This is a genomic window from Chitinophaga sp. (genome assembly GCF_017745275.1).
Classification (GTDB): domain Bacteria; phylum Bacteroidota; class Bacteroidia; order Chitinophagales; family Chitinophagaceae; genus Chitinophaga.
The window spans coordinates 170,503-182,686 of record NZ_JAGHZS010000012.1 but is presented as its reverse complement, the minus strand read 5'-3'; the positions used below and the strand labels follow the sequence as shown (position 1 = coordinate 182,686).

General features: G+C 45.4%; 11 protein-coding genes. 4 read left to right on the top strand and 7 right to left on the bottom strand.

From position 1 onward, the window contains the following. Nucleotides 1-588: 588 nt before the first annotated feature. From truA to J7623_RS30600, 3 genes are all read right to left on the bottom strand, one after another. A complete protein-coding gene (gene truA / locus J7623_RS30610; RefSeq protein ID WP_291928812.1) occupies nucleotides 589-1,353 on the bottom strand; it encodes a tRNA pseudouridine(38-40) synthase TruA in 765 nt (254 codons plus the stop codon). A 113-nt stretch (nucleotides 1,354-1,466) separates the two neighbouring features. Next, nucleotides 1,467-2,999, bottom strand: coding sequence for a DUF4476 domain-containing protein (locus J7623_RS30605; RefSeq protein WP_291928809.1), 1,533 nt, complete (start codon nucleotides 2,997-2,999; stop codon nucleotides 1,467-1,469). A gap of 38 nt (nucleotides 3,000-3,037) precedes the next feature. Beyond that, nucleotides 3,038-3,535 carry a biotin/lipoyl-containing protein gene (locus J7623_RS30600; RefSeq protein ID WP_291928805.1) on the bottom strand — a complete coding sequence of 166 codons (498 nt, stop codon included), beginning with the start codon at nucleotides 3,533-3,535 and terminating at the stop codon, nucleotides 3,038-3,040. Between the two features lie 134 nt (nucleotides 3,536-3,669). Here J7623_RS30600 and J7623_RS30595 point away from each other — a divergent pair, with 134 nt between their 5' ends. Then, nucleotides 3,670-6,219, top strand: coding sequence for a M1 family metallopeptidase (locus J7623_RS30595; RefSeq protein ID WP_291928802.1), 2,550 nt, complete (start codon nucleotides 3,670-3,672; stop codon nucleotides 6,217-6,219). A 94-nt stretch (nucleotides 6,220-6,313) separates the two neighbouring features. Here the strand turns inward: J7623_RS30595 and J7623_RS30590 are convergent, their stop codons facing one another. The 4 genes from J7623_RS30590 to J7623_RS30575 form a co-directional block, all read right to left on the bottom strand. Beyond that, nucleotides 6,314-7,231, bottom strand: a complete 918-nt coding sequence (locus tag J7623_RS30590) for a hypothetical protein (RefSeq protein WP_291928799.1) — start codon at nucleotides 7,229-7,231, stop codon at nucleotides 6,314-6,316. Between the two features lie 17 nt (nucleotides 7,232-7,248). Next, entirely contained in the window at nucleotides 7,249-8,028 is a 780-nt protein-coding gene (locus tag J7623_RS30585; protein ID WP_291928797.1) for a YgcG family protein, read from the bottom strand. A gap of 36 nt (nucleotides 8,029-8,064) precedes the next feature. Next, nucleotides 8,065-8,523: a TPM domain-containing protein gene (locus tag J7623_RS30580; protein WP_291928794.1), complete on the bottom strand. Its 459-nt coding sequence runs from the start codon at nucleotides 8,521-8,523 to the stop codon at nucleotides 8,065-8,067. Nucleotides 8,524-8,641: 118 nt separating this feature from the next. Beyond that, a complete protein-coding gene (locus J7623_RS30575; protein WP_366840116.1) occupies nucleotides 8,642-9,175 on the bottom strand; it encodes a LemA family protein in 534 nt (177 codons plus the stop codon). Between the two features lie 434 nt (nucleotides 9,176-9,609). Here J7623_RS30575 and J7623_RS30570 point away from each other — a divergent pair, with 434 nt between their 5' ends. From J7623_RS30570 to J7623_RS30560, 3 genes are all read left to right on the top strand, one after another. Next, nucleotides 9,610-10,074, top strand: a complete 465-nt coding sequence (locus J7623_RS30570; protein ID WP_291928788.1) for a response regulator — start codon at nucleotides 9,610-9,612, stop codon at nucleotides 10,072-10,074. 166 nt (nucleotides 10,075-10,240) lie between these two features. Continuing rightward, on the top strand, nucleotides 10,241-11,611 hold the full coding sequence (locus tag J7623_RS30565) for a dipeptidase (RefSeq protein WP_291928785.1): 1,371 nt from the start codon (nucleotides 10,241-10,243) through the stop codon (nucleotides 11,609-11,611). 90 nt (nucleotides 11,612-11,701) lie between these two features. Further along, nucleotides 11,702-12,097, top strand: coding sequence for an RNA-binding S4 domain-containing protein (locus J7623_RS30560; RefSeq protein WP_291928783.1), 396 nt, complete (start codon nucleotides 11,702-11,704; stop codon nucleotides 12,095-12,097). Nucleotides 12,098-12,184: the final 87 nt, after the last annotated feature.

Sequence of the window (12,184 nt, the reverse complement as noted above, 5' to 3'; positions counted from 1 at the left end):
AGCGTTCATCCTGAGCCAGGATCAAACTCTCCATTGTAAAGAAGTTTTGATACCTGACTAATTTCTCTCGAAATCAATCGGATCATTTAATTATGTATAGCTGTACATTACCTGTGTTTGATTCAAACTATCACTAATTTGAATCGTGCTGTTGTTTCCAATCTTTCAAAGAACTTTTCAGTTATTACTAACTGGTAGATGATGTGTGAGATCCGATCTCTGTGGCTCTTTAGCCAAACATCTTATTTCAATTTCGCAACTTTCGCTTTCCGTTTGTTGCCCCGTTATTGTTGGGGTTGCAAAGGTAATCAACTTTTCATTTCTACCAAATCTTTTTAAAGTTTTTTTTTCAATTTTCTTTTTCCATTATCACTGATCGCAGCGTCACTGCTGGCAGTGGTTAGCGGCCATGTGGCCGTAGAAAAAGTGTGTAGAAATATAGTGTCAGAAAGAGCTTTTGTATGTGTGCTTTCTATCAAAGCGGAGCGCAAAGGTAGGCGGTTTTTTAACACTTCCAACTTTTTTACCCAACTATTTTACAACATTCTCTGTAATCCTTTACCACAAAGGATTACAGAGGCAAAAAAATTATGGTCGATCGAAGCTAACCGGCTGTAAAAGCCCTTCCGGATAGTTCACCTTCATCAAAAACAACCCTTGCGGCGGTACGGCGAAGTCGGCATTTGTACAATCCTTACTCTCTATAGCAGCCCTGAACTGTTTCATGGAAAGCTTACCACGCCCCACTCTCAGCATGGTTCCTACGAGTCCGCGTACCATTCCCCTCAGGAAACGGTTACCAGTAACGTTATAGACTATACGCTCCCCTTCTACCTTCCAGATAGATTCGGTGATCTTACATATATATGTCTTCACCTGTGTATTGCGCTTTGAAAAAGTAGTGAAGTCGTTGTATTCCATAATAACTGCCGCTGCTTCCTGCAGTGCCGCCAGATCTATCTTGTAAGGAAAGAAGTATCCCCGGTCCAGCATAAAAGGATCTTTACGGATATATAGGGTATACTCATAAGAACGACTGACTGCGGCAAACCGGCTATTAGCATCTTCCGGTACCTGGTATATTCCTCTCAGCACCACATCATCCGGCAGAATAGCATTAATCTTATACATAAACTGCGGGTGCAGTGGCAATGCGGTATCGAAATGGAGAAAATTTTGCCGGGCATTTACGCCTGCATCTGTTCTGCTGGAGCCGGTGCTGACGATGGTATCTCGCAGTAATACACTCAATGCGCGGTCTATTTCTGCCTGCACAGTATGCGAGTTTTCCTGTACCTGGAATCCGCTATACTGCGCTCCGTTATATCCCACTTCTATAAAATACCTGTTCATAATGGGGGCGAAATTAAAGAATTACGAATTACCGATAATAAATTACGGAGTTATAAACAGCTGCCCGGGTGGTACATCTGCCTATAACTCCGTAATTAATAAGGTAATAAATATTACTTATGTAACATGGCTCTGAATCGGCCCCTGTAATAATCATCGATCAACAGGGTTTCCAGGGAGCCATACTTTTCTGTATCGTATGTTTTGGAATAAGCTGCATCCAGTAAGCGATAGCGGGTATCATCTGCAGTGAGCAACTGCGCCAGTGTTTTTATCTGCGCTGTTTCCAGGCAGTAGTTACGCGTTTGGCGCTGGAATACATCTATCATGCTGTTATCCGTTCTGGCGGCCACCACTTTACGTAATACTTTACGGAAAGTGGCATCATCCATAACATTGGCGCAATCTGAATTAATTAAACGGGTATCGCCTTTCTTTTTTGTTACCGGTACATCAGGTGTAACTTCTGCACCTACTGCTGCTCCTACCGGCGCTCCTGCTGCATCTACGGCTACTTCGGCATCATTGTGCTTCTTTTTCTTTTTACTTTTTACCGGCTCTTCATCTGTTACCGGACGAGTAGCAGCCACACCATAACCACTGGAATCCGTGATGATGTTAGGCGGATTCTCGGTGTCATCAAACAGTTTGCTGCGTTTCTTTTTCTTGCGAACAGGCGCTTCTTCAGGCGTTGTTACCGGCACTTCCACCACCACAGGGGCAGCAGTTGCTGCTACTGCAGCGCCGGTAGCGGCAGGCTGGGATTTATCGTCCTGAAATTCTATGAAATCCGGATCTCCTTCTTTGGCTTTATGTTTCTTGTGTTTCTTTACAGGTTGTTCTTCTGCAGGTGCGGCTTTGGCAACATCTTCTGTGGCGGCTTCACTGGCAGCGACTTTTCCTTCTTCAGCCAGCACATCGCTGAGGATAGCCTTTTCTTCTTCTGTAAGAGGCTCTCTATCTCCTTTATGCTTTTTGCCTTTGGGCTTCTTTACTTCCGTATCAGCTGCTACCGGCTGTTCTGCAGGTGCTGCTGGTTTCACTTCCGGTTCCGGTTCATTCCGGTCGTCGCCGGTCACTACTACTTTATCCAAAGCGGAAGAAAACGGGTTGGATGATTTAGCAGGGGTAGATGGCTTGCTGGGGCCTGTTACAACAGCCTTATCAGCGAATGTAGTTTCCAGGTCCTTCTGCAGATTGGTCATCATTTCCTTCTTTGCGGTATCCAGCACGGGGACCAAAGTATCTGCCGGCACCAGTGTTTCAGTGGCTGCCGTTGCCGGAGCGCCTGCCTCTGACTTCAGCTCACGGAAGGTTTGCAGGTTATAGAGCGCGTAACCATTTTCACCGGACTGCTTTAATAAGAAGCCCTGATCGTTCTTCGCTATCTTCAGATAAAACTGTGCTTCATTGGCTTCATTTTTCGGAAAGCCCACGGTGATAGGGACAGTACCGTTTTCCAGCTGGGGCAGGATAATATATCCCCGCTCCGTAGAACTCAGCACTTTACCATCGTGCTTTACATAAAATGGTTGCCCTTTCTCGCTCTGAATATATACGTAATGACGCTGTTCCTGCGCCCAAAGACGGCCGCATAATAACAAGCATGCCCAAACGAATATTACTGTCCTGTATTTGAGATGCATACTATAGATTGGTATAAAAAACTGTTCCTGTGCAAATATTATTCCAGCACGATTAACACCTCGCCTTTTTCCACGGCGGTGCGCTCTGCCACTTTAATTTCCTTTACAATAGCATCTGAAGCAGCTTTAAACACATTTTCCATCTTCATCGCCTCCAGGATCAACACCGGATCCCCTTTATGGATGGCCTGTCCGGGGGTTACCAGTACTTTCAGTACCAGTCCCGGCATAGGCGCCTTAATGTCATTCACCTTGCGGGTCATGGCATCTTTAATGCCCATAGACGCCAATAACTGATCAATCGGTTCTTCTATGGCTACTTCAAATTGCTGTTGATTTACCTGTAGTACCACTGTTTTAGTGTCCCGGTCAACCCGTAACACCTGCGCCTGATAGCTGTGGCCGTCCATTATGATACTGTAATCGCCGGAAGGCAGTGTTGCTGCGGACCAATCTACTTCCTGGTTATCGCAGGTAAGCTTTGTGCCCTGATTCACGGCAAATGTAGATTTGCCATTCACTATTGCTTTGATCATAATACTGTTTTACAAGCCTATAACAGTAACAAAAATAGCATTTTTAACCACTTACCTCATATTTGGCCCATTTGTTTAAATTTGGCTCTTTTTAATATCGCAAGCCGATACATTTGTTTAAAACCGCTTTATACATGAATCAACATCTGAAGCAATCCCTGATGGGGATGCTCATCGGAGGAATTGCCGGCCTGGGAATGAGTACTTCCCTGATGGCCCAATCCGACAAAGCTGCCCAGGAAGACCCCGCGTTAAAAATTTACCGTGCCGCAGCCACTAAAGTAAATGATTTGGTACATACCAAGCTAGACGTGCGTTTTGACTATGCCAAGCGTTATCTGTATGGAAAGGCCTGGATTACCCTGAAACCTCATTTCTATGCTACTGACTCCCTCACGCTCGATGCTAAAGGGATGGACATTAAGGAAGTAGCCCTTGTAAAAGCAGGTAAAAATACCTCGCTGAAGTACAGCTACGACAGCCTTCAACTGCATATTGCACTCGATAAACAATATAAGCCTGCCGAATCTTATATCATTTATATCAGCTATACCGCTAAACCCGACGAGCTGAAAGTAAAAGGAAGCGCTGCCATCTCTGACGCCAAGGGCCTGTATTTCATTAACCCCGACGGCAAAGACCCGAATAAGCCTATCCAGATCTGGACACAGGGCGAAACCGAAGGCTCTTCTGCCTGGTTCCCTACTATCGATAAAACCAACCAGAAATGCACTGAGGAAATCAGCATGACGGTGGAAAAGAAATATGTAACCCTCTCCAATGGTAAGCTGGTAAGCCAGAAGAATAATGCCGACGGCACCCGTACCGATACCTGGAAAATGGATCTCCCCCACTCTCCTTACCTTTTCATGATGGCCGTAGGTGACTATGCCATTGTAAAAGATACCTGGCGTGGTAAAGAAGTGAACTACTATGTAGAAAAGGCTTACGAAAAATATGCAAAGAACATTTTCGGCAACACCCCGGAAATGCTCACCTTCTATTCTAAAATACTAGGCTACGATTACCCATGGGTGAAGTATTCACAGATTACCGGCCGTGACTACGTATCCGGTGCCATGGAAAACACCACCGCTACCCTGCACGGTGAATTCATGCAGAAAACAGATCGTGAACTGCTCGATAACAACAATTACAACGAAAGCGTAATCGCTCACGAATTGTTCCACCACTGGTTTGGCGACCTGGCTACTGCCGAGTCCTGGAGCAATCTGACCGTGAATGAATCTTTCGCCGATTACAGCGAATACCTGTGGCTGGAGCATAAATACGGTAAAGACGCAGCAGACGAGCATAGCTACGAAGCGATGCAGTCTTACATGTCGATGGTGCAATATTCCGGAGATAAAGACCTGGTACGTTTCCACTACCGGGACAAAGAAGATATGTTTGACCAGATCACTTATCAGAAAGGTGGCCGGATCCTGAACATGTTACGCAATGCAGTAGGCGATTCTGCCTTCTTCAAATCGCTGAACCTTTACCTGAAGACGAACGCCTTCAAGGCTACCGAAGCGCATCAACTGCGCCTGGCATTTGAAGAAGTAACCGGTCGTGATATGAACTGGTTCTTTAACGAGTGGTATTTCGGCAAAGGCTTCCCTCAACTGGATATCAGCTATAAGTATAACGAAAGCGCGAAAACAGTTACCGTTATCTTACAACAGATACAGAAAGAAGCCAAAGTATGGCAAATCCCAATGGCCATTGATATTTATGAAGGTGGCAAAGTTACCAGGCATAATATCTTTATGGAAAACAGGGTAGATTCCTTCACCTACACCTATACTACCCACCCGGATCTCGTAAATGTAGATGCTGACAAAGTAGTATTAGCTAAGATAGATGACCACCGCGCTTTCCCTACTTATGCTTATCAATATGCACATGCGCCTAACTACATGGACCGCCGTATTGCCATTGATGAAGCTGCAGATGCACAGGCTACCAATCCTGAAGCCGTGAAAGTACTGCAACTGGCCCTGAAAGATAAATACCATGGTTTAAGAACGTATGCTATTGGTAAACTGAATATGGCTAACGGTGCGGTGAAAGCTGTTGCCCTGCCTGTTTTACAGGAACTGGCAAAAAGCGATCCCAGCTCGCTGGTCCGTGCCGCCGCTTTACAACAACTGGGTGAGCTGAAAGATGCACAATACTCTGCCTTGTTTGAAGCTGCTACCAAAGATAAATCCTACGGTGTAGAGGCAGCTGGACTGGAAGGCCTGGCAGCCCTGGACCTGGACAAAGCTTATACAATTGCAAAGCAATTGGAAGGCGATACCAAAGGTAAACTGGTGAATGCTATTGCCGGCGTGTATGCCCGTAAAGGTAATGCTGCAGATGTGAATTTTGTGGCTGCAAAATTTGATGAAACCAGTGGCCAGGACAAGCTAAACGCTGCTTTCGACTACCTGGGTTTCCTTTCTAAAATCAATAGTACTCCTGCAGTTACCAAAGGAGTGGATCAGGTGAAAGCCATGACTGCCCAGTTTAACAACTCACAGGTAAGTACTTACATCAGCAACTGGATGCAGGAAATCAGCAAAAGTAAATCCCAGGAAGCTACCGCCGTTACTGGTACTAACCGGGATGAATTGCTGAAACAGGCTGACTATATGCGTAAAGCGTCTGAGGAAATCAGGAAGTCTATTAAAGAATAGTTTGTTGTGGGGAGATGATTTTCCCAAAGACATAAAAGAGATGAGCAAAAATTGATGTGGATAGCGCATCAATTTTTGCTCATCTCTTTTATGTCTATATTACTTCTACCAAGGCCTTGATAGCGGGATCCCAACGCCAGGGCGTACCTTCGAGTCGTACGCCGCCCAGCCAGCGATCTCCGAGGGAAATATAATCCAGGTAATTTTCTTCTTCTTCCAATATTTCCCTCCCTAAACTGGTAATCTTCAACATCTGATCATGCTCTTCTATTACACCGGCACGCACCATCCGGTGCACGAGGATATCGAGCTGGAAGTTGCTGAAGCCATAAATCTCCAGTTCATCCCAGAACAGCATGTACAGGTCGTACCAGCGATAGCTGCCCAATACCAATCGCAGCAGGAAATAGTTTTCAATTATACTCAGCCCGGTGTTTATATCGGGGAATCGTTGCAGATGAGCCTCTATAGCTGCCGGCAGGGAAGTAAGATTTCCGGGAGATAGTTTACTGACAGTTTCGAGCACCTTCGGCGTATGGAAGCACCAGGCATCCCACACGTCGGCGGCCCATATAAGATCGGCTGGTTGCAGGCGTATGCGTTGTTCAAATACCCTGGAAAGTTCCTCCGGCAATGCGTGATGGGGCAGATTGGCAATACTGATGGGGGGAAGAGAGGGGAGTTGACTGGTGATGTAATACAGGATAAACAGCATATTTATCTGACAAAACAGGTCGTATTCAAACCAAAGGACTATTTCATCAGCAGAGGAGCCGGAGAGATTTAACTTCTCCAGCTCCTGTACAACATTGGTATAATAAGTTTGTTTGTCAATTCCGTAATGATATTCCAGGTGTTTGGCGCGGCTTGCGAAGAATTCATTCAGATCTTTGGTATACTTTACTTTTCCTTCGCACATCATTTCGCGGCATATTACAACTTCTCCCGGCACCTCACTTTGCCGGAACAAGGTAAGGGTAGCATCTCCGTTTAACACATGTACGTATGACATAAAATAGTTTTCATCTTTTACCAGCTACCGCTGGCGCCACCGCCGCCACCGGAACCTCCACCGAAGCCGCCGAAGCCGCCTCCTCCACCGCCACCGGACCAACCGCCGCCACCGCTGCCGCTACCGAAGCTACTCATACCACCTAATACCGGCCAGATCCAACCGCCACGTCTGTTGTAGGTGGTGCCACCACCTCCGCCGCCGCCGCCACCGCGACTGATCAGGGAAGCAACAATCACAATAATCATGATGATCAGGAAAATTCCTCCCGGACTTATACCTGGCTTACTTCGTTTTGGGTCTGCCCTGTATTCGCCCGCCGCTGCTTTAACAATTGCATCCACAGCGCCGTCGAGCCCTTCATAATAACGGCCCTCACGGAAGTTGGGCTTGATAATATTATTGATAATATCATTGGCAATGGCATCCGGAACAACACCTTCCATGCCATAGCCCGTTTCTATCCTTATCTTCCTGTCTTCAACTGAAACAAGAATAAGTATTCCATTGTTCTTGCCTTTGGTACCAATTCCCCAGTCACGTAATATTTTTAACGACACCTCGCTGATATCGTTGTCGCCGATAGATTTCAACGTAACGACAGCAATCTGAGTGGAGGTACTATCAAAGTATGTCACTACTTTATGCTCCAGGGCGTCGTCTTCATTTTTCAACAATACGCCGGCAAAATCATTTACTAAAGTTGGAGGATTAGGCCGGGGCGGAATGTTCTGTGCTTTCGTCAGCAAGCCCGCCATCATTAACAATCCCGGTAAAATCCAGCGTAGTATCCTCATTGTTTCTAAGGTAAAATCGTTTAAAAAGAGTGGCCGCTATTTACCGAACACGATATCGTCCGGAAGTTCATTTACATCGCTGTCGGCTTCATGGGGGAAGAAAGTGCGGAGAGAAGTGCCTATTTCTTCAATACAGGCTTCTATACCTTCGATGATACGATTGTTCTGGAAGTGGTCTATTAGCAATCCTGCTTCTTTCACCCAGAAGTCATCGCCTACTTTCTCATGAATACCCTGATCGCCGAGAATGGCGAACTGACGGTCTTTAATGGCCACATATACCAACACCCCGTTGCGTAGTTTCGTTTTGCCCATTTCCAGGGAAACAAATGCTTCTCTGGCTCTGTCCATGGGGTCTACGTAAGCGCAACGACTTTCAACAAATAACCTGATTTCTCCGGATGTTAATCGTTCTGCTACCCGGATAGCCTGCACTAGCCTGTTCTTCTCCGTTTCCGAAAAAATCTCTTTTCTTTTAAAGGGGAAAATGCGCATGCGTATAATATTTTTAAAAATTCCGGTTCTCTGATGCCGGGATAAATTTGCGGAGAAAGTAGCTCCCTCTGCATTTCTATCTCCCGCAACAAAAAACCGGAATACGAAGGTGGTTATATTAGAATTTTACCTGTGGTGCATTTTCAGAACCAGCGGCAGCTTCGAAGTAACCTTTAGCTTTGAAACCAGTGATACCGGCTACAATGTTGTTCGGGAACGTACGTACGGCACTGTTATATCCATTTACTGCTTCGTTGAAGTCGTTTCTGGCTACGTTGATGCGGTTTTCAGTACCTTCCAGCTGTGCCTGCAGGTTCTGGAAGTTAGCATTCGCTTTCAGGTCGGGATAGTTTTCAGACACGGCGAGTAAACGGCCCAATGCCTGGCTCAGCTGACCTTGTGCTGCCTGGTATTGTTGAATTTTTTCAGGGCTCAGGTCATTTACGTCTACTTTAATCTGGGTAGCGCTGGCACGAGCCTGGATTACTTTTTCCAGTGTTTCGGTTTCGAAGTTAGCAGCACCTTTCACAGTGGCTACCAGGTTAGGAATCAGGTCAGCGCGGCGTTGATAGCTACTCTGTACCACTCCCCATTTATTCTTCACGTTTTCATCTTTAGTCACGAGGCCGTTGTATTTACCACAACCTAACATGACTAACAAAGCGACTACTACAATTACAATAATTCCTGTTTTCATCTGAATTAAAATTTAAGTTTTAGGTGCCGGCAATGATGCAAAACGTATTCCTGTTTTGAGGCTTGCCGGTATATGTATTGTTTTTACCGGTGAATGCTATAAAAAAAGCGGTAAACGCACGCTTTTCATAACTACACGAAAATATGGAAACTCCCCCACTAAATCGCTATTGGATAAGGAAACGGCTATTTTTTAAAAAAGTTCATTCATCCTTGAAATATTCCTCATAAAACAGTATGTTTATATGTACCTTTGCAGTGAAGAAAACGTTCAACGTTTTATTATATGATATTAAAGTGAATGGGGCAGAATGGATAACAACACCGACATCGACAGTCTCATTGTTTCTAACTCATTTATTATCAATAATTTGGACCTAACTCTGCTAAATGAGTGCACAACACATCCATATACTCTATATTGATGATGAAATACACAATCTGAATGCCTTTAAAGCTTCTTTCAGACGGCTGTACAACGTAGTGACAGCCACTTCAGCTGAAGAAGCAGAAAAGCTCCTGGCGGAACAGGAATTTCACATCATTATCTCGGATCAGCGCATGCCCAAAACTACCGGGATAGAGTTTTTCGAATCAATTCTTGAAAAGTACCCCGAACCTATACGCATGCTACTCACCGGTTATGCCGACATCAACGCTGTAGTAGACGCCATCAACAAAGGACAGGTATATAAGTATTTCTCCAAACCCTGGAATGAAGAAGAATTAAAGCATAACATCGACAAAGCTTATGAAGTGTATGCTCTCCGTAAGGAAAATAAAGAACTGACTGCCAAACTGTTGGATGTAAACCAGAAACTGGAATTCCTGGTACGACAGAAACTGATTTCCTGATCTCTTCCGGGTGAACAATGCCATATCGCCGGTACTTACCTGCGTACTACTCTTTATGCGCCTGCTTTTGCGCCCAGCCACTCATCAAAATCCCGGCAACGGCAATTTCTAAATGTTGTTTTTCCGTTAACTTGCACCACATTGTACACTTAATCATACCTGAAACATGCAAGTTTGGAAAGATTACCAGGCACAGAATAAAGATCGTTTCCTGGAGGAATTATTAGAGCTGTTGCGCATTCCATCTGTGAGTGCAGACTCCCGTTTTAATGGAGATACACAACGCTGTGCGGAAGCAGTAAAAGTACGCCTGCAGGAAGCCGGCGCCGATAATGTAGAAGTGTGTCAGACAGCAGGTCACCCGATTGTTTACGGAGAAAAAATTATAGACCCTTCTTTACCCACTGTACTGGTATACGGCCACTACGACGTACAACCTGCAGATCCACTGGAACTGTGGCATAGCGGTCCGTTTGAACCGGTTATCAAAGACGGTAACATATACGCCCGCGGCAGCGCAGACGATAAAGGTCAGTTTTATATGCACGTAAAGGCATTTGAAACCATGAACAAAACCAACACCATTCCCTGCAACATCAAATTTATGATTGAAGGAGAAGAAGAAGTTGGTTCCGCTAACCTGGGCATCTTCCTGAAAGAAAATAAAGACCGCCTGAAAGCAGACGTGGTACTGATTTCCGATACTTCAATGATCAGCCTCGAAAACCCGTCTATCGACACCGGCTTACGTGGCCTGGCTTACATGGAAGTAGAAGTAACCGGTCCTAACCGCGACCTGCACAGTGGTGTATACGGTGGTGCTGTGGCTAACCCGGCTACCATCCTCGCTAAAATGATTGCTTCACTGCACGATGAAAATAACCACATCACCATTCCCGGCTTCTATGATAAAGTACAGGAACTGAGTGCAGAAGAAAGAGAAGCGTTAAATGCCGCTCCTTTTGATGAAGAGGAATATAAAGCAGATCTCGGCATCGCAGACGTTTGGGGCGAAAAAGGTTACTCCACCATCGAAAGAACCGGTATACGTCCTACCCTGGAGGTAAACGGTATCTGGGGCGGCTACACCGGCGAAGGTTCTAAAACCGTGCTGCCATCCAAAGCATTCGCTAAAATATCTATGCGCCTCGTTCCTAACCAGGACTGGCACGAAATATCCGACCTGTTCACCAAACACTTTGAGGCTATTGCGCCTAAGAGCGTAAAAGTGAAAGTAACCAAGCACCATGGCGGCAGCCCATATGTAACACCTACTGACTCTGTTGCGTTTAAGGCTGCTCATGAAGCCATCAACGCTACTTTCGGTAAAGCACCTATTCCTGTTCGCGGTGGCGGTAGTATTCCTATCGTAGCACTGTTTGAAAAAGAACTGGGACTGAAAACAGTACTGATGGGCTTTGGCCTGGATAGCGATAACCTGCACTCTCCTAACGAGAAATACGGTTTAGCGAACTACTATAAAGGCATTGAGACCATTCCTTATTTCCACAAGTTTTTTGCGGAAATGAGCAAATAAAAAAAGCTTTTAGTTGTTAGCCATTAGCTTTTAGTCCTGCAGGCTAAACTAATGGCTGATAGCTAAAAGCTAACTGCTAAAAGCTTTATTATGAGCACTACTGAAAAAGTACGCGTAGATAAATATCTCTGGTCTATCCGGGTATTTAAAACCCGCAGCCAGGCTTCTGATGCCTGCGATAGTGGTAAAGTAAAGATGAACGGCTCTTCTGTAAAGGCCGCCAAACCTGTATCTGTAGGCGATAAATTTGAAATCAGAGGCGAAGCCCGGAAATGGGTGATTGAAGTAGTAGGCCTGATATCCAACAGGGTGGCGTATAGCGAAGCTATTAAGTACTATATTGATACTACCCCCGATGAGGATAAGTTAGCGCCTGCGTTTGTGCCGTCTGTGTTCCAGACTGGTAAGCGCCAGAGCAAGATTGGCCGTCCGACGAAGAAGGATAGAAGGAGTATTGAAGGATTTATGGAAGGAGAAGAAGAGTAGTATTTAGAAAGATAGCTTTCTTTGAAAAGGTTCCTTTGTATTTCAGAGGCGCCTTTTGTTTTTTGCATTACCCGGTTTCCCGGATCC